Annotated in this window: 25 protein-coding genes; 9 read left to right on the forward strand and 16 right to left on the reverse strand. The window is 71.9% G+C overall.

Features of this window, described 5'->3' with window-relative positions; all coding sequences use genetic code 11:
- The first annotated feature begins 210 nt into the window (after window positions 1-210).
- The 3 genes from leuA to Q6347_RS06595 are packed head-to-tail and all read left to right on the forward strand — an operon-like array spanning window position 211 to window position 3,570.
- On the forward strand, window positions 211-2,001 hold the full coding sequence (gene leuA / locus Q6347_RS06585) for a 2-isopropylmalate synthase (protein ID WP_171247956.1): 1,791 nt from the start codon (window positions 211-213) through the stop codon (window positions 1,999-2,001).
- A gap of 37 nt (window positions 2,002-2,038) precedes the next feature.
- Window positions 2,039-2,773 (forward strand): DNA repair protein RecO, encoded by a 735-nt coding sequence (gene recO, locus Q6347_RS06590; protein WP_171247957.1) that lies wholly within the window; start codon window positions 2,039-2,041, stop codon window positions 2,771-2,773.
- Complete coding sequence (locus tag Q6347_RS06595; RefSeq protein WP_304604295.1) at window positions 2,773-3,570, forward strand: isoprenyl transferase; 798 nt, start codon at window positions 2,773-2,775, stop codon at window positions 3,568-3,570. Before recO ends, Q6347_RS06595 begins: the two co-directional genes overlap by 1 nt.
- A 114-nt stretch (window positions 3,571-3,684) precedes the next feature.
- On the opposite strand, the gene Q6347_RS06600 is transcribed toward Q6347_RS06595, so the two are convergent.
- From Q6347_RS06600 to Q6347_RS06640, 9 genes are all read right to left on the reverse strand, one after another.
- Entirely contained in the window at window positions 3,685-4,755 is a 1,071-nt protein-coding gene (locus tag Q6347_RS06600) for an iron-siderophore ABC transporter substrate-binding protein (RefSeq protein WP_304604294.1), read from the reverse strand.
- A gap of 94 nt (window positions 4,756-4,849) precedes the next feature.
- Window positions 4,850-5,686 (reverse strand): ABC transporter ATP-binding protein, encoded by an 837-nt coding sequence (locus tag Q6347_RS06605; RefSeq protein WP_304606971.1) that lies wholly within the window; start codon window positions 5,684-5,686, stop codon window positions 4,850-4,852.
- Window positions 5,683-6,744 (reverse strand): iron chelate uptake ABC transporter family permease subunit, encoded by a 1,062-nt coding sequence (locus tag Q6347_RS06610; RefSeq protein ID WP_304604292.1) that lies wholly within the window; start codon window positions 6,742-6,744, stop codon window positions 5,683-5,685. The genes Q6347_RS06605 and Q6347_RS06610 overlap by 4 nt, the downstream gene beginning before the upstream one ends.
- Window position 6,745: 1 nt before the next feature.
- Entirely contained in the window at window positions 6,746-7,780 is a 1,035-nt protein-coding gene (locus tag Q6347_RS06615; protein WP_304606972.1) for an iron ABC transporter permease, read from the reverse strand.
- A complete protein-coding gene (locus Q6347_RS06620; protein ID WP_304606973.1) occupies window positions 7,780-8,325 on the reverse strand; it encodes a DedA family protein in 546 nt (181 codons plus the stop codon). The genes Q6347_RS06615 and Q6347_RS06620 overlap by 1 nt, the downstream gene beginning before the upstream one ends.
- Window positions 8,326-8,371: 46 nt before the next feature.
- Window positions 8,372-8,767, reverse strand: a complete 396-nt coding sequence (locus Q6347_RS06625; RefSeq protein ID WP_171247964.1) for a Fur family transcriptional regulator — start codon at window positions 8,765-8,767, stop codon at window positions 8,372-8,374.
- Window positions 8,764-9,672 (reverse strand): metal ABC transporter permease, encoded by a 909-nt coding sequence (locus tag Q6347_RS06630; protein WP_171248310.1) that lies wholly within the window; start codon window positions 9,670-9,672, stop codon window positions 8,764-8,766. Before Q6347_RS06630 ends, Q6347_RS06625 begins: the two co-directional genes overlap by 4 nt.
- Before the next feature lie 14 nt (window positions 9,673-9,686).
- On the reverse strand, window positions 9,687-10,490 hold the full coding sequence (locus Q6347_RS06635; protein ID WP_304604289.1) for a metal ABC transporter ATP-binding protein: 804 nt from the start codon (window positions 10,488-10,490) through the stop codon (window positions 9,687-9,689).
- Window positions 10,487-11,497: a metal ABC transporter solute-binding protein, Zn/Mn family gene (locus Q6347_RS06640; protein WP_304606974.1), complete on the reverse strand. Its 1,011-nt coding sequence runs from the start codon at window positions 11,495-11,497 to the stop codon at window positions 10,487-10,489. Before Q6347_RS06640 ends, Q6347_RS06635 begins: the two co-directional genes overlap by 4 nt.
- 280 nt (window positions 11,498-11,777) lie before the next feature.
- Between Q6347_RS06640 and Q6347_RS06645 the strand changes: the two genes are divergently transcribed.
- Together Q6347_RS06645 and Q6347_RS06650 are read left to right on the forward strand one after the other, a co-directional pair.
- Window positions 11,778-12,257, forward strand: a complete 480-nt coding sequence (locus tag Q6347_RS06645) for a hypothetical protein (RefSeq protein ID WP_304606975.1) — start codon at window positions 11,778-11,780, stop codon at window positions 12,255-12,257.
- Window positions 12,258-12,511: 254 nt separating this feature from the next.
- On the forward strand, window positions 12,512-13,906 hold the full coding sequence (locus Q6347_RS06650) for a glycine--tRNA ligase (protein ID WP_304606976.1): 1,395 nt from the start codon (window positions 12,512-12,514) through the stop codon (window positions 13,904-13,906).
- Between the two features lie 102 nt (window positions 13,907-14,008).
- Here Q6347_RS06650 and Q6347_RS06655 read toward each other — a convergent pair whose 3' ends face one another.
- A complete protein-coding gene (locus tag Q6347_RS06655; protein WP_171247972.1) occupies window positions 14,009-14,155 on the reverse strand; it encodes a hypothetical protein in 147 nt (48 codons plus the stop codon).
- A 117-nt stretch (window positions 14,156-14,272) separates the two neighbouring features.
- Window positions 14,273-14,428 carry a hypothetical protein gene (locus Q6347_RS06660; protein ID WP_171247973.1) on the reverse strand — a complete coding sequence of 52 codons (156 nt, stop codon included), beginning with the start codon at window positions 14,426-14,428 and terminating at the stop codon, window positions 14,273-14,275.
- A 150-nt stretch (window positions 14,429-14,578) separates the two neighbouring features.
- Here Q6347_RS06660 and dusB point away from each other — a divergent pair, with 150 nt between their 5' ends.
- Window positions 14,579-15,829, forward strand: a complete 1,251-nt coding sequence (gene dusB, locus Q6347_RS06665; protein WP_369810816.1) for a tRNA dihydrouridine synthase DusB — start codon at window positions 14,579-14,581, stop codon at window positions 15,827-15,829.
- 78 nt (window positions 15,830-15,907) lie between these two features.
- On the opposite strand, the gene Q6347_RS06670 is transcribed toward dusB, so the two are convergent.
- The 5 genes from Q6347_RS06670 to Q6347_RS06690 all read right to left on the reverse strand — a co-directional run bounded on the left by Q6347_RS06670 (window position 15,908) and on the right by Q6347_RS06690 (window position 21,480).
- Complete coding sequence (locus tag Q6347_RS06670) at window positions 15,908-17,134, reverse strand: Dyp-type peroxidase (protein WP_304604284.1); 1,227 nt, start codon at window positions 17,132-17,134, stop codon at window positions 15,908-15,910.
- Window positions 17,134-17,670, reverse strand: a complete 537-nt coding sequence (locus tag Q6347_RS06675; protein WP_304606977.1) for a copper chaperone PCu(A)C — start codon at window positions 17,668-17,670, stop codon at window positions 17,134-17,136. Before Q6347_RS06675 ends, Q6347_RS06670 begins: the two co-directional genes overlap by 1 nt.
- Window positions 17,671-17,798: 128 nt before the next feature.
- Window positions 17,799-18,422: a hypothetical protein gene (locus Q6347_RS06680; RefSeq protein ID WP_304606978.1), complete on the reverse strand. Its 624-nt coding sequence runs from the start codon at window positions 18,420-18,422 to the stop codon at window positions 17,799-17,801.
- A 111-nt stretch (window positions 18,423-18,533) separates the two neighbouring features.
- Entirely contained in the window at window positions 18,534-20,303 is a 1,770-nt protein-coding gene (locus Q6347_RS06685; protein WP_304604281.1) for an alpha-amylase family glycosyl hydrolase, read from the reverse strand.
- A gap of 154 nt (window positions 20,304-20,457) precedes the next feature.
- Window positions 20,458-21,480 carry a LacI family DNA-binding transcriptional regulator gene (locus Q6347_RS06690; protein ID WP_304604280.1) on the reverse strand — a complete coding sequence of 341 codons (1,023 nt, stop codon included), beginning with the start codon at window positions 21,478-21,480 and terminating at the stop codon, window positions 20,458-20,460.
- A gap of 200 nt (window positions 21,481-21,680) precedes the next feature.
- Here Q6347_RS06690 and Q6347_RS06695 point away from each other — a divergent pair, with 200 nt between their 5' ends.
- The 3 genes from Q6347_RS06695 (at window position 21,681) to Q6347_RS06705 (ending at window position 25,541) form a co-directional block, all read left to right on the forward strand.
- Window positions 21,681-22,919 (forward strand): maltose ABC transporter substrate-binding protein, encoded by a 1,239-nt coding sequence (locus tag Q6347_RS06695; protein ID WP_304604466.1) that lies wholly within the window; start codon window positions 21,681-21,683, stop codon window positions 22,917-22,919.
- 68 nt (window positions 22,920-22,987) lie between these two features.
- The gene (locus Q6347_RS06700; protein WP_304604279.1) at window positions 22,988-24,634 is read left to right on the forward strand and encodes an ABC transporter permease subunit; all 1,647 of its coding nucleotides are present in this window, start codon (window positions 22,988-22,990) and stop codon (window positions 24,632-24,634) included.
- A gap of 1 nt (window position 24,635) precedes the next feature.
- Window positions 24,636-25,541, forward strand: a complete 906-nt coding sequence (locus Q6347_RS06705; protein WP_304604278.1) for a sugar ABC transporter permease — start codon at window positions 24,636-24,638, stop codon at window positions 25,539-25,541.
- Window positions 25,542-25,553 lie beyond the last annotated feature (12 nt).

Below are 25,553 nucleotides of genomic sequence, written 5' to 3' on the forward strand. Positions count from 1 at the left end.
GGGGTGGCGCCGCCGGGTGCGGTCGCGGTACACAGTGTGGACGTCAGGGTGACCTCGGCCACAAACGGTGTACGGTGTGAGGGTGCAGCACGTGGTGAGCCTCCTCCTTCGGTGCCGCGGCGAGGCCTAGTACAGGCCGGTTCCTCGCCGCGGGGAACGTTGGTGCGCCGGCCGTCACCGAGCCGAACCACCCCGAAGGACGACCTCCCGATGATCGCCGAGCACACCCACTCGACCAACGGCATCGCGGCGCACAACCCCCAGCGCCCCTCGCAGATGCCCTACCACCGCTACGTGCCGTTCCACGAGCAGATCCAGGTGGACCTGCCGGACCGCACCTGGCCCGACCGCCGGATCGAGAAGGCCCCGCGCTGGTGCGCGGTGGACCTGCGGGACGGCAACCAGGCCCTCATCGAGCCGATGAACGCCGAGCGCAAGCTGCGGATGTTCGAGCTGCTCGTCCAGATGGGCTACAAGGAGATCGAGGTCGGGTTCCCCTCCGCCTCGCAGACCGACTTCGACTTCGTGCGGACGCTCATCGAGACCGGACGCATTCCCGACGACGTCGTCATCCAGGTGCTCACCCAGTGCCGCGACCACCTCATCGAGCGCACCTACGACGCGATCCGCGGTGCCAAGCAGGCGATCGTGCACATCTACAACTCGACGTCGATCCTGCAGCGCGAGGTCGTCTTCCGCACCGACCAGGACGGCATCATCGACATCGCCCTGCAGGGCGCGCGGCTGTGCCGCAAGCTCGAGGAGACGGTGCCGGAGACGACCGTCTACTACGAGTACTCCCCGGAGTCGTACACCGGCACCGAGCTCGAGTACGCCGCCCGCATCTGCAACGAGGTCCTCGAGGTCCTGGAGCCGACGGCGGAGCGCCCGGTCATCGTCAACCTGCCGGCGACGGTGGAGATGGCCACGCCCAACGTCTACGCCGACTCCATCGAGTGGATGAGCCGGAACCTCAACCACCGCGAGCACGTCGTGCTGTCCCTGCACCCGCACAACGACCGGGGGACGGCCGTCGCGGCGGCCGAGCTGGGCTACCAGGCCGGCGCGGACCGGATCGAGGGCTGCCTGTTCGGCAACGGCGAGCGCACCGGCAACGTCGACCTCGTGACCCTCGGCCTGAACCTGTTCGGGCAGGGCATCGACCCGCAGATCGACTTCACCGTCGGCGGCGGCATCGACGGGATCCGGCGCACGGTGGAGCACTGCAACCAGCTGCCGGTCCACGAGCGGCACCCGTACGCGGGCGACCTGGTCTTCACGGCGTTCTCCGGCTCGCACCAGGACGCCATCAAGAAGGGCCTGGAGCACATGGCGGACCGCGCCGTGGCCGAGGGCAAGGACGTCGACGAGCTGACCTGGGGCGTGCCCTACCTGCCGATCGACCCGAAGGATCTGGGCCGCACCTACGAGGCGGTCATCCGGGTCAACTCCCAGTCCGGCAAGGGCGGCGTGTCCTACCTGCTGCGCACCGAGCACCAGCTCGAGCTGCCGCGCCGGCTGCAGATCGAGTTCTCCGGGGTCGTGCAGAAGTACTCCGACACCGCGGGCAACGAGGTCACCGGCGCCGACATCTGGCGCATGTTCACCGACGAGTACCTGCCGTTCGACGAGTACGGGCACTCCGACCTCAAGCCGTGGGGCCGCCTCCGGCTGCGCGAGATCCGCACCCGGGCCGCCGAGGACGGGACCACGACGCTCGAGGTGGACGTCGTGGACCAGGGCACTGAGCAGACGCTGGTCGGCACCGGCAACGGACCGCTGGACGCCTTCGTCACCGCGATCGCCGGCGTCGGCGTCGACGTCAAGGTGCTCGACTACGCCGAGCACGCGATGAGCGCGGGCGGCGACGCCGAGGCCGCGGCCTACGTGGAGTGCGCCGTCGGCGACGACGTGCTGTGGGGCGTGGGCATCGACCCGTCGATCACCACCGCCTCGCTGAAGGCCATCGTCTCGGCGGTGAACCGCACCGAGCACGCCTGAGGTCCTCGCTGACAGGGGCACCTGGGACAATGGCCAGGTGCCCCTGTACCGAGACGACGCGATCGTGCTGCGCACCCAGAAGCTGGGCGAGGCCGACCGCATCATCACGCTGCTGACCCGCGAGCACGGCAAGGTCCGTGCCGTCGGTCGCGGTGTGCGGCGCACGTCCTCACGGTTCGGCGCCCGGCTGGAACCCTTCATGGCGGTCGACGTCCAGCTGCACACCGGCCGCAGCCTGGACTCGGTGACGCAGGTCGAGACGATCGGCCCGTTCGCCCGGCAGATCAGCGCCGACTACGCGCTGTACACCGCCGGGGCGGCCATGCTGGAGACCGCCGACCGCCTGGTCTCCCAGGAGCACGAACCGGCCGTCCAGCAGTACTGGCTGCTCGTGGGCGCGCTGCGAGCGCTGTCCGAGCGGGCGCACGCCCCCGGGCTGGTGCTGAACTCCTACCTCCTGCGCGCGCTCGCCGTCGCCGGGTGGGCACCGTCGTTCACCGAGTGCGCCCGCTGCGGCGAGCCCGGGCCGCACCACGCCTTCGCCGTCGCGCAGGGCGGCGCGGTGTGCACGCGCTGCCGCCCGCCCGGGTCGCCGTCGCCGGCCCCGGAGACGTTCGTGCTGCTGGCCGCGCTGCTCGCCGGTGAGTGGGACGTCGCCGACGCCGCCGAGCCGCGCCACCGCCACGAGGCGGACGGCCTCGTCGCCGCCTATTCGCAGTTCTACCTGGAGCGCACCCTGCGCTCGTTGCGCCTGATCGAGAGAGAGGCCTGATGCCCCGCGCCCCCCGTGAGTACGCCGAGCCCTACGCGCACCCCTCCGGTGCCACGCCGCCGGACATCCCCGCCCAGTTCGTGCCGAACCACGTCGCCGTCGTCATGGACGGCAACGGCCGGTGGGCCAACGCGCGCGGGCTGTCCCGGATCGAGGGGCACAAGGAGGGCGAGAAGTCGCTCCTCGACGTCGTGGCGGGCGCGGTGCAGATCGGCGTCAAGCACGTCTCGGCGTACGCGTTCAGCACGGAGAACTGGAAGCGGTCGCCGGAGGAGGTGAAGTTCCTCCTGGGCTTCAACCGGGACGTCATCCGCCGGCGCCGGGACGAGATGGCGTCCTGGGGCGTGCGGATCCGCTGGGCGGGGAGGCGTCCGAAGCTGTGGGGCTCGGTGATCGACGAGCTGCAGCGGGCCGAGGAGATGACGAAGGACAACGACCGCTGCACGCTGACCATGTGCGTGAACTACGGCGGCCGCGCGGAGATCGCCGACGCGGCGGCGGCGATCGCGCGGGACGCCGTCGACGGGAAGATCAACCCGGCGCGCGTGACCGAGAAGACGATCCAGCAGTACCTCGACGAGCCGGACCTGCCGGACGTCGACCTGTTCCTGCGGTCCTCGGGCGAGCAGCGCACCAGCAACTTCATGATCTGGCAGGCCGCGTACGCCGAGCTGGTGTTCCTGCCCGAGCCGTGGCCGGACGTGGACCGGCGGCACCTGTGGAGGGCGGTCGAGGAGTTCGCGCGCCGCGACCGGCGCTACGGCGGGGCCGTGGACGTCCCGGGCGCGTCGGCCTGACGCCGAACAGATGACGCCCGTCCGAGATCGCGTTCACGGGCCCCAGGGGCCCCTCCACTTCGGGATCGACGACCTCGGACGGGCGTCATCTGTTCGACGACGTGTCGTGACGACTCAGCTCTCGTCGTACAGCGCCGCGAGCTGGTCGACGATCGCGGGGACGCCGTCCGGCCAGTCGTAGGACAGGGCCGTGGGCGGCGAGACGGAGGAGACGGCGACGTTGCCGACGACCTTGACGACGTTCCCGTCGGCGATCGCCGGGACCGCCTGGAGCTCGTCGGACTCGCCGAACGTCTCGGCCTCCTCCTCGGTGTACGTGTAGGCGATGACGACGTCCGACTCGAGCTTGTCCAGCTCCTCGTAGGACAGCGTGTAGAAGAACCCGCCGTCGGAGGTGTCGAGCTCCGCCACGGCCGGTGCGGACTCGATGCCCAGCTTCTCCAGGATGCTCACCCGGGGGTCGGCCGGCGTGTAGACGTACACCTGGCCCTCGGAGGGGGAGTCGACGATCGCGGCGAACGTCTCGCCCTCGAGCTCGGGGTGCTCGGCGGCGAGGTCGGCGAAGTAGGCGTCGATGTCCGACAGGACCTGCTCACCGGCCTCGGAACGGCCCAGGGCCTCGGCGGTGATCGTGATGGTCTCGTCCCACGGGGTGGTCCACGGGTTCTCGGGGTAGGCCACGACGGGGGCGATGTCGGAGAGCACGTCGTACTGCTCCTCGGTCAGGCCCGAGTACGGGGCGAGGATGAGGTCGGGGTCGGCCTCGACGAACTCCTCGTAGGGCACGGAGGCGCCGGCCTCCGGGTCGGTGAAGATGACCGGCTCCTCGGCGCCCAGGGCCTCGTACTCCTCGGCGACCCAGGGCACGAGCGCCTGCTCGCCCACGGTGAAGACCTGCTCGGCGACGCCGACGGGCGCGACCCCGACGGCCAGGGCCGCCTCGGTGGAGCCCCAGCCCCAGGTGGCGACGCGCTCCGGTGCGGACTCGATCGTGGTCTCGCCGAAGGCGTGGGTCATCGTGACCGGGAACTCGTCGGTGGCGCCCGCGGAGCCCGCCGACTCCTCGGCGGCGGTCTCCTCCCCGGAGCCGGCCTCGGGCTCGGCGTCGCCGGAGCAGGCGGTCAGCATCAGGGTGCCCACGGCGGCGAGACCGACGGCGGTGGTCAGGGAGCGGCGACGACGCACAGGTTCTCCTCGGTGTGCTCACGGCGAAGCGTGAGGGCGGTTAAGTGAGGCAAGGCTAACCTCATTTGTCGACCGAGTGGAAGGGAGTGTGACGTCACCCACGCCGGTGCCGGCCCACCGGGACGACCATCGGCGTGCCCGAGACCGGGTCGGGCACGACCTGCGCGTCGAGGCCGAACGCGTCCAGGACCGTGCGGGCGTCGAGCACCTCGGCCGGCGGTCCCTCGGCCACGACCCGCCCCGCGCTCATCACGACGAGGTGGTCCGCGTAGCGGGCGGCGAGGTTGAGCTCGTGCAGCACCATGACCACGGTGGTGCCCCGCTCCGCGTTGAGGTCGGCGAGCAGGTCCAGCAGCTCCACCTGGTGGGCCACGTCCAGGAACGTCGTCGGCTCGTCCAGGAGCACGACGCCGGTCTCCTGGGCGAGCACCATCGCCACCCAGACGCGCTGGCGCTGACCGCCGGAGAGCTCGGCCACCGGCCGGTCGGCGAGGTCGGCGACCCCCGTGGCCTCCAGGGCTCGCCGCACGACGGCGTCGTCGTCGCTGGAGTGCCGGCCGAACCAGCCCTGGTGCGGGTAGCGGCCCCGGCCGACCAGCTCGGCCACGCGGACGCCGTCGGGGGCGACGGAGGTCTGGGGCAGGACCCCGACGGACCGGGCCAGCTCCTTGCGGGGCATGGTGGTGACGTCCCGGTCGCCGAGGGTGACCCGCCCGGCGTCGAGCGGGTGCAGCCGGGCCAGGCCGCGCAGCAGCGTCGACTTGCCGCACGCGTTCGGCCCGACGACGGCGGTGACCCGGCCCGCGGGCAGCGTGAGGTCGAGGTCCTCGATGACGCGGTGCCCGTCGTACCCGATCGAGACCCCGTGCGCGACGAGCGCGCCGGTGGTGCCGTGCGCCGGGCGGGTGTCGGTGTGCGGGACGTCGATCATGCGCGGGTTCTCTTCTCGTGGGTGGCGAGCAGCCAGAGCAGGTACGGGGCGCCGACCAGGCCGGTGACGATGCCGGTCGGGGCGGCCACACCGAGCACGGCGTGCTCGGCGACGACGTCGGCGGCCAGGACCAGGGTCGCGCCGGTGGCGACGGACACCGACAGGGCCGGGCCGCCGTCGTCCACCAGACGACGGGCGATCGCCGGGGCGACGAGGGCGACGAACGCCAGCGGCCCGACGACGGAGGTCGCCAGCGCGACGAGGCCGACCGCGGTGAGCAGCGTGCCGACCCGGGCGGCGTCGGTGGGCACGCCGAGCCCACGGGCGTGGTCGTCGCCGAGGGCGAGCGGAGCCTGCCAGCGGGAGATCGCCGCGACCACCACGGCCAGGACCGCGAGACCCAGTCCGAGCACCCCGAGCTCGGTGCCGCGCACGTCGGCGACGCTGCCCACGGTCCAGACCAGGGCGGACGCGGCGTCGCGCTGGTCGGCGCTCGCGAGCATCCAGGCGAGCACCGAGGAGGCGAGATAGGCGAACCCGACGCCGACGAGCACGAACCGGGTCGAGTGCAGGCCCTGGCGCCAGGCGAAGAACCAGATGAGCAGCGCGATGACCCCCGCGCCGACGAACGCCCCGGCCGAGACGGCCAGGCCCGTCAGCCCGAGTCCGAGCATCGCGAAGACCGCTCCGACCGAGGCGCCCGTGGCGATCCCCAGGATGTCGGGGCTGGCCAGCGGGTTGCGCAGGGTCGACTGGAACAGGGCACCGGCGAGGCCGAACGCGGCACCGGCGAGCAGGGCCGCCGCGAGCCGCGGCAGCCGCAGGCGCTGCACGATGAACAGGTCGCCGTCGTCACCGACACCGACGGCGGCCAGCAGCGCCCGGCCCGGGGTGAGCGAGGCCGCGCCGAGCGTGAGGGCCAGACCGGCCAGCGCCACCGCGAGGACCGCGAGCGCGCCGAGGACGAGGGCGAGACGCCGGCGGCGGCGGCGGCGCAGCGCGCCGACGGGGTCGGTGGCCGGGGTGGCCGACGGGGTGGCGGGGAGCGTCGTCGTCATCTCACACCCCCGCGATCTTCCGGCCGCGGGCGACCGCGACGAGGACGGGCGCGCCGAGCGCCGCGGCGACCACGCCCGCCTCGAGCTCGCTGTGCGGCAGGACCAGTCGGCCGATGACGTCGGCCCCGAGCAGCATCACGGGTCCGAGCAGCGCCGACATCAGCAGCACCCAGCGGTAGTCGGTCCCGACCAGGCGGCGGGCGGCGTGCGGGACGGCGAGGCCGACGAGCGCGATGGGTCCGGCGAGCGACGTGGCAGCGCCGGCCAGCAGCACGATGGTCAGCCCGGCGACCGCCCGGGTGACACCGACGCGCTGACCCAGGCCCCGGGCGATGTCGTCACCGAGGGCGAGCATGTTGAGGCGGTGCGCGAGGCCGGCGGCCAGGACGGCGCCGACGGCGACGAACGGCAGCACCACGAGGAGCGTCTCCGTGCCGCGGCCCGTGAGCGACCCGACGGCCCAGAACCGGTAGAGGTTGAACGCCTGCTGGTCGCGCAGCAGCACGAGCGTGATGAGCGGCGTGATGAGTGCGGTGACGGTCGCCCCGACGAGAGCGAGCTTGACCGGCTGCCCGGAGCCGATGGAGAACACCAGGGCGGCCGCGGCCGCGGCGCCGAGGAAGGCGAACCACACGAACTGCGACGGTGCGGTGAGGCCGAGCAGCCAGACGGCGCAGACGACGGCGAACGACGCCCCGGAGTTCAGCCCGAGCAGACCGGGGTCGGCGATCGGGTTGCGGGTGACGCCCTGGATGACGGCACCGGCGACGCCCAGGGCCAGACCGGCGGTGATCCCCACGAGAGCGCGCGGCACCCGCTGGCCGGCGATTACCTGGTGGTCGACGTCGCCCGCGACGGGGTCGGTGAGCGCCTGCCACACGACGGGCAGCGAGACGTCACGCACCCCGAGCACCAGGCTCGCCACCACGACGGCGGCGAGGGCGGCGAGGGCGAGCAGGCAGGCGAGGACCCGGCGCCGGGTGCGGCGGGCGACCTGCTCGGCGGCGGTCGGCACGGTGGCCGGCGAGGTGAGCATCAGACCTCGTCCGGCTGGGGTGCGGCGGTCCGGTCGCGGGCCCGGCGACGGAGCAGCAACCACACGGTGAGGCCCGCCGCCAGCACGCCCAGGGCGGCGAGCACGGCCGGCTGCTCGAGGAACAGCAGGACGGCGCCCCAGACGACCGCGGTGCCGACCGTGGTCCAGATCGCCGCCCAGATCAGGGAGCCGAAGGTCAGCGCCACGAGGTAGCGGCCGAACGGCATCCGCAGGTAGCCGGCGGCGAGGTTGACCACCGTCTGGATACCGACGGTGAAGAAGGAGAAGGTCACCGCCGGCGGGCCCCACCGATGGATCCGGTCGATGACCCGGGTCGCGCGGTCGCCGGTCAGGAGCTCGGCGGCGCGGGTGCGCACCGTGCCGCGGGCGACGCCGCGGCCCAGCCAGTAGGTGGCCCCGGCGCGCACCATGACGAGGCAGAACGCGGCCAGGTACACGATCCAGAAGGGGAATCCGTCCAGCGTGAACACACCCTGGCGCTCGGCGTCCTCGGACGCGGCGACGACCAGGTGAGCGGTGACCATGGCCCCATTGTGCCCTGTGAGGTATGCCTGTCCTTAGTCGACTACGTCACAGTGCGCGGCAGTCGGCGCAGGTGCCCCAGAGCTCGATGGTGTGGTCGATGTCCGAGAAGCCCTGGGAGGCGCCGACCTCGGCGGCCCAGGCCTCGACCGTGGGGCCGTCGATCTCGACGGCTCGGCCGCACGAGCGGCACACCAGGTGGTGGTGGTGCTCCGTGCGGGCGCAGCGGCGGTACAGCGCCTCGCCGTCGTCCGTGCGCAGCACGTCGACGTCGCCGCCGTCGGCGAGCGCCTGCAGCGTCCGGTAGACCGTGGCGAGACCGACGGCGTCACCACGGTCGCGCAGCAGCTCGTGCAGCTGCTGCGCGCTGCGGAACTCGTCGCTGGCGTCGAGCGCCTCGGCGACGGCGGCCCGCTGCTTGGTCATGCGCAGCGGTGTGTTCATTCGCAGTCTCCTTGCGCGGACGTCCGGGCGGCCACCTGGACGTCGTCGGGGATGTCGGGGTGCGGGTCGCCGGCGGGACGGCGACGGGCGAGCAGCGGGTGCAGCCCCGCGACCAGCGCGTAGACGCCGATCGCGAGCACCACGATGAGGGCACCGGGGGACAGCGGGTACCAGTAGGTGATGCTGAGCCCGGTGACGCACACCGCCACGCCCGTGACCGAGCCGACGGCCATCGTGCGGCGGAAGGAGTGTGTCACGAGCTGCCCGATCGCCACGGGCACGATCATCAGGGCCGAGACGAGCAGCAGCCCGACCACCCGCATCGCCACGGTGACGGTCAGGGCCGCCAGGACCGCGACAGCCATGTTGAGCGCCCAGACGGGCAGGCCGGAGGAGATCGCGAACTCCTCGTCGTGGCTGACCGAGAACAGCGCGGGACGCAGCCCGACGCCGAGCACGAGGATCAGCAGGCACAGGACCACGGTGAGGACGAGGTCGGTGGTCGTGACCGTCGAGATCGACCCGAACAGGTACGACATGAGGCTGCCGGACGACCCGCCCGCGATGCCGATGATCAGCACACCGCCCGCGATACCGCCGTAGAACATGATCGCCAGCGCCAGGTCGCCGGAGGTGCGCCCGCGGCGTCGGACGACCTCGATGAGGACCGAGCCGATGACGGCGGCGACGACGGCGCCCGGGATGGCCAGCACGTCGTTGGGCGCCAGACCCATGGCCGACCCGATGAGCCAGCCGAGGGCGACGCCGGTCAGGGCGACGTGGCCGATGCCGTCACCGAGCAGTGCGAGGCGTCGCTGGACGAGGTAGGTGCCGACCACCGGGGCGGCCGCGCCGACGAGCAGGGCGGCCAGCAGGGCGCGCTGCATGAGGGGGTCGGTGAGCATGAAGGCGATCTCGGTCACGGCCGCGCCTCCTGCTCACTCTCGAACGGGGTGTCGGTCAGGCCGAGCCCGGATCCGCTGACGGCGGGCACCTCGGAGGTGTGGGGGTGGATGTGCTCGTGCCCTTCCGTGCCGTGCTCGCCGTGCGGGCGCGGGGGAGCGCCGTCGTGCACCACGCGTCCGTGACGCAGCACGACCGCCCGGCTGATGAGCCCGGCGAGCTCCCCGAGCTCGTGCAGCACCACCAGGACGGTGAGGCCGTCGTCGACGAGGCGGGCCATGGTGGCGGCGAACGCCTCCTGGCTGGGCCGGTCGACACCGGCGACGGGTTCGTCCAGGACCAGCACCTCGGGGCTGCGCACCAGCGCCCGGGCGATGAGGACCCGCTGCTGCTGGCCGCCGGAGAGCCGGTTCGTGGCGTCGTCGGCCCGGTCGGCGAGACCGACCTGGGCCAGCGCCTCGCGGGCGCGGTGCCGCCAGCCCCGCGGCAGGGTGAGCCGGCCGCGGTGGAGCAGCCCGGAGGCCACGACCTCGGCGGCGGTCGACGGCACACCGGCCGCCGCGCTCACCCGCTGCGGCACGTAGCCGATGCGGTCCCACGGCACGTCCGACCCGCGCCGGTGGCCGAGCAGGTCGACCTCGCCGCGGGTGGGCTCCAGGACACCGACGACGGTGCGCACCAGGGTGGACTTCCCCGACCCGTTGGCGCCGAGCAGGGCGACGACCTCGCCGGGGTCGACGCGCAGGTCGACCCCGCGCAGCACGTGGCTGGCGCCGAGGTGCACGTGCAGGTCGCGGACGTCGATCGCGGGCGTCGTCATGCGCACCCCAGGCCGTCGCGCAGGGTCGCGAGGTTCTCGGTCATGACAGCAACGTAGTCCGCACCGGCGTCGATCTCCTCCGTGGTGAGGCCCTCCAGCGGGTTGAGGACCGCGGTCCCGACACCGAGGTCGGAGGCGAGCGTCTCGGTGACCTTGGGGCTGGTGAGGGTCTCGGTGAAGAGGGTCTGCACGCCCTCGTGCTCGACGACCTCGCCGATCTCGCGCAGCCGCGCCGGGGACGGTTCGGTCTCGGGGTCGATCGCGGCGACGCCGACCTGCGTCAGGCCGTAGCGCTCGGCCAGGTACCCGAAGGCGGCGTGGCTCGTCACGAGGGTCTCGCCCGCGCACGGCTCCAGCGCGGTGGCGAACTCGGCGTCCAGCTCGTCGAGCGTGCCCTGCAGCGCCTCGGCGTTCGCGGCGTAGGTGTCCGCGTTGTCCGGGTCGGCCGCGGAGAGCTGCTCGGCGACGGCGTCCGCGACCGGCTCGAGGAGGGTCGGGTCGAGCCAGAAGTGCGGGTCGAGGGGGCCGTGGCCGTGCCCGTCGTCCTCGGCGTGCTCCTCCTCGTCCGCGTGCTCCTCCTCGTCCGCGTGCTCGGCGTGCTCCTCGGCGGTCTCGCCCTCGTGGCCGTCCTCGATCGTGCCCGGGCTCTCCTCGAGGTCGACCACCTCGGCGGCGTCGACCACGTGCTCCGGGGCGCGGGAGTCGACCGCCTCGTCGACGGCCGGCTGGAAGCCCGACTGGTACACGACGACGTCCGCCGTGCCGACGGCACGCACCTGGGCGGGGGCGAGCTCGAGGTCGTGCGGCTCGGCGGCCGGGGGAGTGAGGTTCTCGACGTTCACGAGGTCGCCGCCGACCTGCTCGGCCACGTACTGCAGCGGGTAGAAGGAGGCGAGGACGTCGACGGTGTCGCCGCCGTCTCCGCTGCCTCCGTCCGTGGCGCAGGAGGCGAGGACGAGGCTGAGGGGGAGCGCGGCGGCGAGGCCGAGGGTGGCGCGACGAGTCATGAGAACGATTCTCACCGTAGTTGAGAATGAAAGTCAATCCGGGTTGCTGCGATGGGCGTCACGCTACTCTCGCGCCATGGTCGACGCCGCCCGGTCGCGCAGGGGCTTCTGGTCCACGGTGGGGCGTGGCTCGTCCGGGGCCCAGGGCGTCTGATCGGAGAGGTCTTCACTGGCTGAGGAGCTGGAGGCCAGCGGCTGGCTGATCAGAACGGAGGGGGCGATCAGGACGATGTTGATCAGGACATATCGCGCGACCGCCGCGGCCCGACTCTTTTGTGGAATGGCGAGCGCGCTTTCCCTCGTGCTGGTGGCATTGGTGCCACTATTCCCCAAGCCGGGAGACTTCGCGATGCTGGCGCTTGCTTTCGTGGTGCACACGCTCGCGACAGTGATGGCGGCCGGCAGGATCGAGGTCTGGGACTGGGGTATTCGGTCGCGCGACATCGTGAAGGTGCGGGACTATCCGTGGCGAGAGATCTCCGACATCACCCCGGGAATGAGGGTGGAGGTCGTCGATCATCAGGGCAACGTCTCGAGGTGCTGGGCGGTGCAGCGCGCAGACCTGGCCGTGAGGCTGGGGCATGAGTCCCGTGTGGACCGGGTGGTCCGGGAGATCCGGTCGCTTCGGGCCGAGTATGACGATGGATCAGCACCGGATGCAGTCGGCGTGACTATTCGAAGCCGCCGTCGCCTGACCGCTCGTGAAAGGATCGTGATCGGCGGGATGTTGGCTCTGGTGATGATCGTCCAGCTGGGTTGACTGACCTCGTGGCCTTCTCCGCACCGGAGCCGCGTCGATGTGACGGGCCCGGTCGGGGTCACCTTGTCCTTCGCGTCCTTGACGATGGGTGCGGATCGGGCGATCCGACCGTTCCCGGGCCCCGTGCGCAGCGGCGCCCTCCGGCGGGGAGTCGACCGGTACGCTGGACCACTGGCGCCCGTCGTGGCGCCGACCCCACCGTGAACGTACGCCCCGCCGGAGCCACCGGCGGGGTCGACACCCAGGAGTGATCCGTGGCAGCACCGTCCGCGCACGCCAAGCTCGACGCCGTCGTCTCCCTCGCCAAGCGCCGGGGATTCGTCTTCCAGTCCGGCGAGATCTACGGCGGTACCCGCTCCGCGTGGGACTACGGCCCGCTGGGCGTCGAGCTCAAGGAGAACATCAAGAAGCAGTGGTGGAAGGCCATGACCCGTCGTCCCGACGTGGTCGGCCTGGACTCGTCGGTCATCCTGCCGACGCCGGTCTGGGAGGCCTCCGGTCACCTCGGTGCCTTCACCGACCCGCTGACCGAGTGCCTGAGCTGCCACAAGCGGTTCCGCGAGGACCAGATGATCGAGGAGTTCGAGGAGCGCAAGGGCCGTGCGCCCGAGGGCGGCCTCGCCGAGATCGCCTGCCCGAGCTGCGGCACCCGTGGTGAGTGGACCGAGCCGCGCGACTTCAACATGATGCTCAAGACCTACCTCGGCCCCGTCGAGGACGAGTCCGGCCGCCACTACCTGCGCCCGGAGACGGCCCAGGGCATCTTCGTGAACTTCGCCAACGTGGCCGCCGCGGCGCGGCAGAAGCCGCCGTTCGGCATCGCCCAGATCGGCAAGTCGTTCCGCAACGAGATCACGCCGGGCAACTTCATCTTCCGCACGCGCGAGTTCGAGCAGATGGAGATGGAGTTCTTCGTCGAGCCGGGCAGCGACGCCGAGTGGCACCAGTACTGGATCGACACCCGCATGGCCTGGTACACGGGCCTGGGCATCGACCCGGAGAACCTGCGGCTGTACGAGCACCCTGCCGACAAGCTGTCGCACTACTCCACCCGCACCGTGGACATCGAGTACCGCTTCGGGTTCACCGGCGGGGAGTGGGGCGAGCTCGAGGGCATCGCCAACCGCACGGACTTCGACCTGTCCACCCACGCGGAGCACTCCGGCAAGGACCTGATGTACCGCGACCCGGTGACCAACGAGAAGTACTTCCCGTACGTCATCGAGCCGGCCGCCGGTCTGACCCGCTCCCTCATGGCGTTCCTCATCGAGGCCTACTCCGAGGACGAGGCGCCCAACACCAAGGGCGGCGTCGACAAGCGCACCGTGCTGCGCCTCGACGAGCGTCTGGCCCCGGTCAAGGCGGCCGTGCTGCCGCTGTCGAAGAGCTCCGAGCTGCTGCCGACGGCCGAGAAGCTGGCCGAGGAGCTGCGCCAGTACTGGAACGTCGACCACGACATCACCCAGGCGATCGGCAAGCGGTACCGCCGTCAGGACGAGATCGGCACGCCGTACTGCGTCACCGTCGACTTCGACACGCTCGACGACCAGGCCGTGACGATCCGTCACCGCGACACCATGGCCCAGGAGCGGGTCTCCCTGGACAAGGTCGCCGGCTACCTCGCCGAGAAGATGCCCGGCGTCTCCTGACCCCGGCGCAGTCGTGTGCGCACAGCAGTAAGGGGGCCGTCCCGGTGGGGACGGCCCCCTTACTGCTCCCGCGTCAGCGGGTACACCAACCCAGAGGGGAGTTCAGGATTTTGCGCGGTTCATCAGCGCGAGAACCAGGCTGACGACCAGGATGGCGACGCCGATCCAGAGCAGGATCTCCGCGATGCCGCTGAGCCCGAGGATCAGGAGCACGACGCCGATGATGATCAGAATGAGCCAGAGGGGCACATTTCCTCCTTCGAGAGCCGCGGAATTCTTGTGCCGCGGCAAGATGTGACAATGTCACGGATTAGCGGGGGAGTGCTTGTCGTCGGGCGGGCGAGGCCATTTCCAGCCCGCCCAGGATCAAGCGACCTTCTTCTTGCCCTTGTTCATGAGCACCAGCACGACTCCGACGACCATGGCCACCACACCGATCCAGACGAAGGTCTGGCCGAGGACGGTCAGACCGAGGATCAGGGAGATGAGACCGGCAATGAGGATAATCAGCCAGAGGGCCATGTGTTTCCTTTCGTCGAGGTCGTGCCAGATTGGCAGCGGGTGAAAAATCCTGCGACCCGAAACGCGCCAGTGTGACGAGCGTCACACTGGCGAGTCCTGGGGATGCGCGGTAGTGGAGGTCACAGCGGCTCGCGCGGTACCGGTGGGACAATGACCGACGTGACCTTCACGTTCGACCCCGCCCGCACGACGCCGCAGCCCACCTCCGCACCCGACGCTCCGGCGTCGGGCAGCCGTGTGCTGCCGCCGCTGCAGATCGGACCCCTCACCGTGGACACCCCGGTGGTGCTGGCCCCCATGGCGGGGGTGACCAACCGCGCCTTTCGCACCCTGTGCCGCCAGGCGGGGGAGTCGACCGGGTTCGACCCCGGCCTGTACGTGGCCGAGATGGTGACCTCACGGGCGCTCGTCGAGCGCAACACCGAGGCCCTGCGCATCGTGACCTTCGGCGACGACGAGACGCCGCGCTCGGCGCAGGTCTACGGCGTCGACCCGGCGACCGTCGGCGAGGCCGTGCGGATCATCGCCACCGAGGACCGTGCCGACCACATCGACCTGAACTTCGGCTGCCCGGTGCCCAAGGTGACGCGCAAGGGCGGCGGCGCGGCCGTGCCGTGGAAGCGCGAGCTGTTCGCCGGCATCGTGCGGTCCGCTGTCCAGGCCGCCGAGCCGCACGGCCTCCCGGTGACCGTGAAGATGCGCAAGGGCATCGACGACGACCACCTGACGTACCTCGAGGCCGGCCGCACCGCCGAGTCCCTCGGTGCCTCCGCCGTCGCGCTGCACGCCCGCACCGCGGCCCAGCACTACTCCGGCACCGCCGACTGGACCGCCGTCGCGCGCCTCAAGGAGGCCGTGCGGACCGTGCCCGTGCTGGGCAACGGCGACATCTGGGCCGCCGAGGACGCCGTGCGCATGGTCCGTGAGACCGGTGCGGACGGCGTCGTCGTGGGCCGCGGCTGCCAGGGGCGTCCGTGGCTCTTCGCCGACCTCGCGGCCGCGTTCAACGGGTCCGACGCCCGCGTGCGGCCCGGTCTGCGCGAGGTCGCCGAGACGATCTACCGCCACGGCGAGCTGATGATCGAGTACTACGACGGTGACGAGGACAAGGGCATGCGCGACCTGCGCAAGCACATGGCCTGGTACCTCAAGGGGTACGCCGTCGGGGGCGACGCGCGCCGCGGGCTGGCGATGGTCTCCACGCTCGCCGAGCTGCGCGAGCGGCTCGACGGCCTCGACCTCGACCTGCCCTACCCGGGCGAGGACGCCGAGGGTCCGCGCGGACGTGCCGGCTCGCCGAAGAAGCCGCACCTGCCGTACGGCTGGCTGGACTCGCGTGAGCTGGACGCCGAGTTCGAGGCGAAGCTGCGCGAGGCCGAGCTCAGCGTCTCCGGCGGCTGATCACCCCGCGCCCCGTTGCGGGCATGAAATCTGCGGGCGTGGATCGATTCACGCCCGCAGATTTCATGCCCACAACGGCTAGGCGAGCAGGGTGTCGCCGACGAACCCGCCCGGTGCGCACCCCGGCGGGATCGCGAACACCGACGACCCGATCGGTGTCGTCCACCGGTTCAGCAGGTCCAGCTTCGCCAGCCGCCGCTGCATCGGCGTGAACTGCCGGTCCACGTCGGCCTGGAAGCAGGCGAAGATCAGCCCCGCGTCCGACACGTGGTCTCCGGACGGGGTGTCGTCGTAGTTGTATCCCCGCCGGAAGATCCGGTCGTGGCGGCCCTCGTCGACACCGCGAGCTCGCCGCACGTGCGAGAACTCCGGGATCACGGAGAAGCCGGCCTCGGTCCGCGCGGCGAAGTCCGGTTCGTCGTGCTCCCGGGTGCCGGTCAGCGGGGCGCCGGTCGCCTGGGTCCGGCCCACCGCCTGCTCCCGTCCGGCCCGCCCGACGGTGTCCCACTCGTCGAGGTCCATGTGGATGCGCCGGACGACGGCGCTCGTCCCGCCGGCCATCCAGCCCTCGGTGGCCCACACGACCTCGTCGAAGTCGGGCGTGCCCGGCACCGGGTTCGCGGTGCCGTCGACCTGACCGAAGAGGTTGCGCATCGTGGTGCCGGGCGCGACCGACCCGTGCGCCCGGCGGAACCCGCGCTGGGTCCAGCGCACCTCGGCGAACCCCCGGGCGTCCTTGAGCAGCATCCGCGTCGCGTGGGACACGGTGAGCTGGTCGTCGGCGGCGATCTGCAGCAGCAGGTCGCCGTCGCTGAAACCGGGGTCCAGCCGGTCGACGGCGAACGACGGCAGCGGGTGCAGCCACGCCGGGGCCTCACCGCCGGCTCGGGCCACGAAGCCCGGGCCGAACCCGAAGGTGACGGTCAGGCGTGCCGGCACGACGGCGAGCTCCGGCTCGGTGTCCGCCAGGGCCGGCTCGCCCTGCGTGAGCCGCGCGGCGTCGTCGGACAGGATGCGCATCAGTCGGCCGAGCGCCTCGCGGCCGGTGTCCTCGTGCAGGTCCAGCGCGACGAACGTGCCGTACGCCTGGGCGTCGGTAGCGATACCGGCCTGGTGGGCACCGTGGAACGGGACCGTCTCGGTGCCGTGCAGGGGAGGTGGCTCCGCCGCGGCGGTGGGCCGGTCGAGAGCGTGCTCGGCGCCCAGCGCGGCGACCGCGCCGAACCCGGCGGCAGCCCCTCCGAGGAGGAACTGCCGCCGGGTCGACCCGGGCCGGCCGCGGGCGCCCTCGTCGGACGCCGCCATCAGGAGTCCCCGTGCTCCGCGCCGGACTCGCCGTCGTAGCTCTCCTCGGCGCCGGTGAAGTCCTTGACCGGCGCCGTCAGCTCGGCCGTCGAGCCGTCGCCGAACGTCAGGGTGAACGTCAGCTCGTCCCCGGCACGGACCGGGCCGGCGAGGTCCATGAGCATCAGGTGGTGCCCGCCCGGTTCGAGGACGAGGGTCTCGCCGGCCGGCACGACGAACCCCCCCTCGACCTCGGCCATGGACATCTCGCCCGAGGCGTCGGCGGCGGTCTCGTGCAGCTCGGTGCGGGCCGCGGCGTTGGTCGCTGCGGCGACGACGGTGATCTCGGCCTCCCCGTCGTTGGTGATGTCGCCGAAGCCGGCGGTCATGCCCGCGTCCGCGGCCTTGACCCAGGCGTCGTCGATCGACACGTCGTCGGCGGTGGTGGTGTCCGTCGCCGCGGGGGCGGCGGACTCCTCGGTGGCGCAGCCCGCCAGGCCGAGGGAGCCGGCGGCGAGCAGCAGGGCGAGCGTCGTGGTGGTGCGTCGGGTGGTCACAGGAGTGCCTCTCAGGTTCTCTGGCGTCGGGCGCGCCGGCGCCGCCGCACGGGCGCGCCGGCGCCGCCGCACGGGAGCGCGGGCGCGGCGCGACCGGGGTCCGTCGTCGGACGGACCCGGGAAGGGGTTCAGGACGCTGAGAGGGCGGGAGGGCCACGCCGTTGGAGCGGGCGCAGCTGAGGACGTGGACGTGCCGGCCGGTGGTACCGGACCGGGACGAGGGCGGGCGCCGTCGGGACCTCGATGGCCGCGGCGGGGACGACAAGGCGCGGTGGTGCCAGGCGTGTGACGACCGTGCCGGCGGCGCGGAGCAGCCGGTGGAGGAGCAGCTCGCCGCGGTACAGCAGGGCGGCGGTGGCGACGGCCGCCGCGGCGTGCCAGCCCCCCATGCGTGCGTCGGCCTGGATGAGGTCGACGGTGGCCGACGTCGGCGTGAACGGCGTCAGCACGGCGTGGCCGGCGTGGGGGTCGGAGGCGGCGGGCGCCCCGACGGGGGTGCCGAGCACGAAGAGGGTGTGGAACAGCACCTGCCCGACGACGACCGAGGAGGCCGTGCGCCAGCGGGCGACGTGGCGCCCCGCCAGCAGGGTGGAGAGCCACACCGTGATCGCCCACGGGGCGACGACGCCGAGCCAACCGGGCACGGGAGCGCCGCCGGCGACGTGCGACGCCAGCGCGACCCCCGTCGCGACGGTCGCGGCGACGGCACCGCGCAGCACGCGAACCTGACGCGACGACCCGGTGGTACCCATCGAGGACGAGCCTAAGCCATACCCCCGGGGGAATTCGTCACGCCTGTGGGCATGAAATATGCCGCCCGGGGGTGAGCCCGGACGGCATATTTCATGCCCACAGCGGTGAGGTCAGGCGCGCAGCCAGACCGTGGTGTCGGCGGGCAGGTCGTCGCTCACCGGGCCGGAGGTCAGCAGCACCTCGGCGCCCTCGGGCAGGGCCACCGGCTCCGTACCGAGGTTCGCCACGACGGCGACCCCGTCGTTGCGGAAGGCGACGACGTCCGCGGAGTCCTCCCACGCCTCGAGCCACGCCATCGTGCCGTGCCCGAGACCCTCAGCACGCCGCGCGGCCAGGGCCGCCCGGTACAGCTCGAAGGTCGAGCCTGGGACGTCGTACTGGACGTCGGCGGCGTAGCGCGCGTAGGAGTCGGGCTGCGGCAGCCACGTCTCATCGGTCGGGCCGAAGCCGAAGCCGGGGGCGTCGGCCTCCCACGGCAGGGGCACGCGGCAGCCGTCACGGCCGGCCTCGGCACCGTGCGTCCGGAAGTGGGCCGGGTCCTGGCGCACCTCGTTCGGCATCGTGGTGTGCTCGGGCAGGCCGAGCTCCTCGCCCTGGTACAGGTAAGCCGAGCCGGGCAGGCCCAGCATGAGCAGCGTGGCGGCGCGTCCGCGGCGCAGGCCGAGCTCCTCGTCGGGCTGGGGGTCCGTGGCGAAGACGCCGTTGGGCCGCACGCCGACGTCGGGCAGGCCGAGCCGGGTGACGTGACGCACCACGTCGTGGTTCGACAGCACCCACGTGGTGGGCGCGCCGACCTCGTCGTTGGCCTCGTACGACGCCGCGACGACGCGCCGCAGGGCGGCGGCGTCCCACGCGGTGGTCAGGAACGAGAAGTTGAAGGCCTGGTGCATCTCGTCCGGGCGCACGTACCGCGCCAGGCGGGACAGCGGCTCCACCCAGGCCTCGGCGACGAGGCAGCGATCGCCGTCGTACTCGGCGAGCACGTCGTGCCAGGTCCGGTAGATCTCGTGCACGCCGTCCTGGTCGAACATCGGGCCCTGGTTGCCGGCGCCGGTGGAGCCGTCCTCCGGGGCGCCCGGGTCGTCCTCGGCGTCGTCGGAGGTGCCGCCGTCGACCATGGACACGTGGCCGTGCCAGTCGGGCAGCCCGTCGGCCTTGACCAGGCCGTGCGCGACGTCCACGCGGAAGCCGTCGACGCCCTTGTCCAGCCAGAACCGCAGCACGTCGGTGAACTCGGTGCGCACCTCCGGGTGGTCCCAGTCGAGGTCCGGCTGGGTGGAGTCGAAGAGGTGCAGGTACCACTGCGGGCCGAGGGGGCCGTCGTCCTCGCGCGGCTCGAGGCGCGTCCAGGCCGGACCACCGAAGATCGAGTGCCAGTTGTTCGGCGGCTCCTCGCCGGCCGGGCCGCGGCCGTCGCGGAAGATGTACCGCGCCCGCTCCGGCGAGCCCGGGGCGGAGGCCAGCGCCTGCTGGAACCAGACGTGCTGGTCGGAGGTGTGGTTGGGCACGAGGTCGACGATGACGCGCATGCCGCGGGCGTGGGCGCCGGCGAGCATCGCGTCGAAGTCGGCCAGGGTGCCGAACAGCGGGTCGACGTCGCGGTAGTCGGCGACGTCGTAGCCGGCGTCCTTCTGGGGGGACCGGTAGAACGGGGACAGCCAGACGGCGTCGACGCCGAGGGTCTGCAGGTGGTCCAGGCGGGACGTGATGCCCGGGATGTCGCCGACGCCGTCGCCGTTGCCGTCGGCGAAGGAGCGCGGGTAGACCTGGTAGATGACGGCGTCCCGCCACCATTCGCGGGCGGTCGCGGACCCGACGTGCACGGTGGCGCCCGTGGACAGGGTCTCCGACGTCGGGATGGTCGGCTCGGTGGTGGCCATGAGGAACCTCGGTGGTGGTCGGTGGGGGTACGGCGGTCGAGTGTAAACGCCTCTGCAAGATTCTTGCAGAAGGGGTGCCCGGGGTCGATGGGCGGGCCGTCGTGGCATCCAGCCTGCGCTGCGGCGGGCAGGAGGGCAACCCTGCGGTCGAGGGTCAGTCGCGCGGCGCGGGGCCCGTCGAGCCCCGGACGACGAGCTCGGGGGAGAACAGCAGCTCCGTGCGCGGGGCGCGGTCCCCGCCGATCTCGGTGAGCAGGGCGCTGACGGCGGCGTCGGCCATCGCGTCGACGGGCTGGCGCACGGTCGTCAGCGGCGGCTCGGTGAAGGCGATGAGCGGGGCGTCGTCGTAGCCCACGACGGAGACGTCGTCGGGGACCTTCAGGCCCTGGGCGCGGGCCGCCCGGACGGCACCGAGGGCCATGAGGTCCGAGCCGCACACCACGGCCGTGTGGCCCGAGGCGTAGAGCTCGGCGGCCGCGGCCTGCCCGCCCTCGAGGGTGTACAGCGTGTTGACCACGTGGGCCCGGGCCGCGGCCTCGTCGGCGGCCAGCCCGTGCCGGACGAGTGCCGCGGCGAACGCCGCCGCCTTGCGCTGGGCGGGCACGTACCGTTCGGGGCCGATGGCCAGGCCGATGCGGCGGTGCCCCAGCGTGACCAGGTGCTGGACCGCGACGTCGATGCTCTCGGCGTCGTCGGGGGAGACGAACGGGGCGTCGATGCCCGGTGCGTACCCGTTGACGAGCACGATGGGCACGCCCTGCCCGCGCAGCAGCTCGTAGCGCGAGTGGTTGGCGCGGGTGTCGGCGTGCAGGCCGGAGATGAAGATGATGCCGTCGACGGAGTGGTCCACGAGCGTCGAGACGTACTCGTCCTCGGTGGTGCCGCCGGGGGCCTGGGTGCACAGCAGCGGCGTGTAGCCCCGCTGGGCGAGGATGGACTCGACCGCCTGGGCGAACGCGGGGAAGACGGGGTTGGTGAGCTCGGGCACCACGAGACCGACGAGTCCCGCGGACCGGCCGGCCAGCGTCGAGGGGCGCTCGTAGCCCAGCACGTCCAGGGCGGCCAGCACCGCCTGGCGGGTGGAGCTGGCGACACCGGGCTTCCCGTTGAGCACGCGCGACACGGTCGCGGTCGAGACCCCGGCCTGGTCGGCCAGGTCGCTCAGTCGGGTGCGCACGCCTGCGATCGTAAGGGACACGGGACCTCCTCGTCCTCGGGCGACCGCGGGTCGGACGCTGCGGTGGATCGTCGGTTGCAGAAACGTTATTGCAACATCTTGCAAATCGCGAACATCCTGTCCTAGATTCATCCTCCAGCAGGGCCCGCCGGCGTGCATGCCGGTGGGCCACCACCCCGAAAGATGCTGGGAGAATGACGATGCGACGGAGCATCCTTATCGCGTCCGCCCTGGTGACGACCCTCGCCCTGTCGGCGTGCGGGTCGTCGGAGGACGCCGGTGACACCACCGAGGGCACCGAGGAGAGCACGGCCGAGGCCACCGAGGCGACCGGCTCGCTGACCGTCTGGGTCGACGAGACGCGCGAGACCGCGGTCGAGTCCGCCGCCGAGGCGTTCGAGTCCGAGACCGGCGCCGAGGTCGAGATCGTCCTGAAGAACTTCGAGGACATCCGCTCCGACTTCATCGCCCAGGTGCCGACGGGCGAGGGCCCGGACGTCACCGTCGGTGCCCACGACTGGCTCGGCGAGCTCATCACCAACGGGGTCGTCGCCCCGGTCGAGCTCGGAGCCACCGCCGACGGGTTCGAGGACGTCGCCGTCGAGGCCTTCACCGCCGACGGCGCGGTCTACGGCATGCCGTACGCGATCGAGAACATCGCCCTGATCCGCAACACCGAGCTGGCCGACAGCGCCCCCGCCACGTGGGACGACGCCATCTCGATGGGCGAGGACGCGGACACCAAGTACCCGTTCCTCATCCAGACCGGGACCGAGGGCGACCCGTACACCTACTACCCGTTCCAGACGTCGTTCGGCGCTCCCGTGTTCGAGCAGAACGAGGACGGTTCCTACTCCCCGGAGCTCGCCATGGGTGGCGACGCGGGCACGGCGTACGCGCAGTGGCTCGCCGAGCAGGGCGAGGCCGGCACGCTGACCACCGACATCACCTACGACATCGCCGTCGAGGCCTTCGCCAAGGGCCAGTCGCCGTTCATCGTGGGCGGTCCGTGGATGCTCGAGCAGTTCGCCGACCTGGACCTGGCGATCGACCCGATCCCGGCCGCGGGTGACGAGGCCGCGCAGCCGTTCGTCGGCGTGCAGGGCTTCTACGTCAGCGCCCAGAGCGAGAACGCTCTGCTGGCCAACGACTTCCTCGTGAACTACCTGTCCACCGAGGAGGCGCAGACCGCGCTGTTCGAGGCCGGTGGCCGCCCGCCGGCGCTCACCGCCGCCGCCGACGCCGCGTCGTCGGACCCGATCGTGGCGGGCTTCCGTGAGGTCGGCGCCGAGGCCGTGCCGATGCCGTCCATCCCCGAGATGGGTTCCGTGTGGGCCTTCTGGGGCGTCACCGAGGCCAACATCATCGCCGGCAAGGCCGACCCGGCCAAGGCCTGGGACAAGATGATCTCGGACATCGAGGGCGCACTCGACTCCTGACGTCCTGACCTCTCGCGACGGGCCGTGGTGCCACCACGGCCCGTCGCGCGATCCCGGAAGGCTCTTCGATGACCGACCTGCAGCAGTCCCGCACCGCCTCGCGCGAGGCCTCGGACGACGCTCCCGCACCCCCCGGCCGCCCCTCGCGCCGCTTCCGGCTCGGACGCCGCGACGAGTCGCCGGCCGGACGCTACGGCGCCGGATTCCTGGCCAAGCTCGCCCTCATGGCCGTCGTCGACGCGTTCGGCGTCTACGTCGTCTGGTCGGCCTACCTGGCCGAGTCGTGGTTCATCCTCGGCGCCATGGTCGCCATGCTGGTCGTGGCGAACTGGGTCTACTTCTCGCGGCGCGTCGTCCCGCTGAAGTACGTGCTGCCCGGTCTGATCTTCCTGTTCACCTTCCAGATCTTCACCATCGGCTACACCGGGTGGGTGGCCTTCACCAACTACGGGGACGGCCACAACTCCACCAAGGAGGACGCCGTCGCGGCGCTGCTCGTGCAGAACGAGCGCCGTGTCGAGGGGTCGCCCGCCGTGCCGCTGACCGTGGTGGCCGACGGCGAGGAGCTCGGGTTCGCCGTCGTCCAGCCCGACGGGACGACGGAGGTCGGCAGCGCCGAGGAGCCGCTCGCCGCGGCGGAGGCCACCGTCACCGACGGGCGGGTCACCGCCGTCGACGGCTGGGAGGTCCTCGACCGCGCCGAGGTGCTGGCCCGGCAGGGCGAGGTCACCGATCTGCGGGTGCCCGTCTCCGACGACCCGGCCGCCGGGTCCGTGCGCACCCAGGACGCCCGCACCGGGTACGTCTACGAGTCCACGCTCGTCTACGACGAGGCCGCGGACACCATGACGGACACCGCGAGCGGCACCGTCTACACACCCAACGACGAGGGGCAGTTCGAGGCGGCGGACGGATCCACGCTGAACGTCGGCTGGCGGGTGTTCGTCGGGTTCGACAACTTCACCACGGCGTTCTCCGACTCGCGGTACTCCGGGCCGTTCTTCCAGATCGTCGTCTGGACCTTCGTCTTCGCCTTCGCCTCCGTGGCCACGACGTTCCTGCTCGGGATGTTCCTGGCGTCGGTGTTCAACACCCCGATGCGCGGGCGCAAGATCTACCGGACGCTGCTGATCCTGCCGTACGCGATCCCGGGGTTCGTCGCCCCGCTGCTGTGGTCCGGTCTGCTCAACCGCAGCTTCGGGTTCGTCAACCAGGTGCTGCTCGGGGGCGCGGCCATCCCGTGGCTGACCGACCCGTGGCTGGCCAAGCTGTCGATCATCGGGGTGAACCTGTGGCTCGGGTTCCCGTACATGTTCCTCATCTGCACCGGTGCGCTGCAGTCCCTGCCCACCGACGTGCTCGAGGCCGCGAAGATCGACGGCGCCGGCCGGCTGCGCACCTGGCGCTCGGTCGTCATGCCCCTGCTGCTCGTCTCCACGACCCCGCTGCTCATCTCGAGCTTCGCGTTCAACTTCAACAACTTCGCCCTGGTGTACATGCTCACCGGAGGCGGTCCACGGTTCGAGGACGCCTCCGTGCCGCTGGGTCACACCGACATCATGATCACGATGGTCTACTCCGTGGCCGGTCTGGACGGGAACGCCCCGAAGGACTTCGGCCTGGCCAGCGCGCTGTCCATCGTCATCTTCGTGATCATCGCGACGATCTCGGCCATCGCCTTCAAGCGGACCCGCTCGCTCGAGGAGATCAACTGACATGACCGCCACCTCGACCGCCCCCGCGGTCCGCACCCCGTCGACGCCCACCCGTCGCAGGACGGCCGGGCGCTGGTTCACCGAGCTCGGCTGGCGGCACGTCGTCGGCGTCGTGTTCGTCGTCTACGCCGCCTTCCCGATCGTGTACGTCCTGTCGGCCTCCGTGGCCGAGAGCGGCACCCTGACCGGGTCCAACCAGCTCTTCGACACGTTCAGCACGGAGAACTACGCCCGGCTGGCCGACACGGTGTACTGGTCGTGGTTCGCCAACTCGGTACTGATCGCCGTGGCGACCTCGATCGGTACGGTGCTCATGGGCGCCGCCGCGGCGTACGCCTTCAGCCGGTTCCGGTTCACGGGGCGCCGGGCCGGGCTGACCACGCTGCTGATCCTCCAGATGTTCCCGCAGATGCTCGCGTTCGTCGCGATCTTCCTGCTCCTCATCAGCCTCGGCGAGGTGGTCCCGGCGCTCGGCCTGAACTCCCGGGTCGCGCTCATCTGCGTCTACCTCGGCGGCGCGCTCGGCGTGAACACGTTCCTCATGTACGGGTTCTTCAACACGGTCCCGCGCGAGCTGGACGAGGCGGCCAAGATCGACGGCGCCACGCACGCCCAGACGTACTGGACGATCATCCTGCGCCTGGTGACCCCGATCCTGGCGGTCGTGGCGCTGCTGTCGATCATCGCCACCTTCGGCGAGTTCGTCATCGCCCGCGTGCTGCTGCAGTCGGAGTCCAACTGGACGCTCGCGGTCGGTCTCTACTCGTGGGTCTCCAGCCTCCTCGAGGCCAACTGGGGGCTCTTCGCCGCGGGCGCGGTGATCTCCACGATCCCGATCCTCGCGCTGTTCCTGTTCCTGCAGAAGTACATCGTCGGCGGGCTGACGGCCGGCTCCGTCAAGGGCTGACGGCGTCGGTCG

The organism is Isoptericola sp. b408, assembly GCF_030588085.1.
GTDB lineage: Bacteria > Actinomycetota > Actinomycetes > Actinomycetales > Cellulomonadaceae > Isoptericola > Isoptericola sediminis.

Coding starts and splice junctions, on each gene's coding strand:
- Q6347_RS06670 (WP_304604284.1), bottom strand. CDS start 17,134: ATGGCGGCGTCCGACGAGGGCGCCCGCGGCCGGCCCGGGTCGACCCGG.
- Q6347_RS06680 (WP_304606978.1), bottom strand. CDS start 18,422: ATGGGTACCACCGGGTCGTCGCGTCAGGTTCGCGTGCTGCGCGGTGCC.
- Q6347_RS06615 (WP_304606972.1), bottom strand. CDS start 7,780: ATGCTCACCTCGCCGGCCACCGTGCCGACCGCCGCCGAGCAGGTCGCC.
- Q6347_RS06620 (WP_304606973.1), bottom strand. CDS start 8,325: ATGGTCACCGCTCACCTGGTCGTCGCCGCGTCCGAGGACGCCGAGCGC.
- Q6347_RS06625 (WP_171247964.1), bottom strand. CDS start 8,767: ATGAACACACCGCTGCGCATGACCAAGCAGCGGGCCGCCGTCGCCGAG.
- Q6347_RS06700 (WP_304604279.1), top strand. CDS start 22,988: ATGACCGACCTGCAGCAGTCCCGCACCGCCTCGCGCGAGGCCTCGGAC.
- Q6347_RS06660 (WP_171247973.1), bottom strand. CDS start 14,428: ATGGCCCTCTGGCTGATTATCCTCATTGCCGGTCTCATCTCCCTGATC.
- Q6347_RS06605 (WP_304606971.1), bottom strand. CDS start 5,686: ATGATCGACGTCCCGCACACCGACACCCGCCCGGCGCACGGCACCACC.
- Q6347_RS06645 (WP_304606975.1), top strand. CDS start 11,778: ATGGCGAGCGCGCTTTCCCTCGTGCTGGTGGCATTGGTGCCACTATTC.
- Q6347_RS06685 (WP_304604281.1), bottom strand. CDS start 20,303: ATGGCCACCACCGAGCCGACCATCCCGACGTCGGAGACCCTGTCCACG.
- Q6347_RS06635 (WP_304604289.1), bottom strand. CDS start 10,490: ATGACGACGCCCGCGATCGACGTCCGCGACCTGCACGTGCACCTCGGC.
- leuA (WP_171247956.1), top strand. CDS start 211: ATGATCGCCGAGCACACCCACTCGACCAACGGCATCGCGGCGCACAAC.
- Q6347_RS06595 (WP_304604295.1), top strand. CDS start 2,773: ATGCCCCGCGCCCCCCGTGAGTACGCCGAGCCCTACGCGCACCCCTCC.
- Q6347_RS06695 (WP_304604466.1), top strand. CDS start 21,681: ATGCGACGGAGCATCCTTATCGCGTCCGCCCTGGTGACGACCCTCGCC.
- dusB (WP_369810816.1), top strand. CDS start 14,579: ATGACCGACGTGACCTTCACGTTCGACCCCGCCCGCACGACGCCGCAG.
- Q6347_RS06640 (WP_304606974.1), bottom strand. CDS start 11,497: ATGACTCGTCGCGCCACCCTCGGCCTCGCCGCCGCGCTCCCCCTCAGC.
- Q6347_RS06705 (WP_304604278.1), top strand. CDS start 24,636: ATGACCGCCACCTCGACCGCCCCCGCGGTCCGCACCCCGTCGACGCCC.
- Q6347_RS06610 (WP_304604292.1), bottom strand. CDS start 6,744: ATGACGACGACGCTCCCCGCCACCCCGTCGGCCACCCCGGCCACCGAC.
- Q6347_RS06630 (WP_171248310.1), bottom strand. CDS start 9,672: ATGCTCACCGACCCCCTCATGCAGCGCGCCCTGCTGGCCGCCCTGCTC.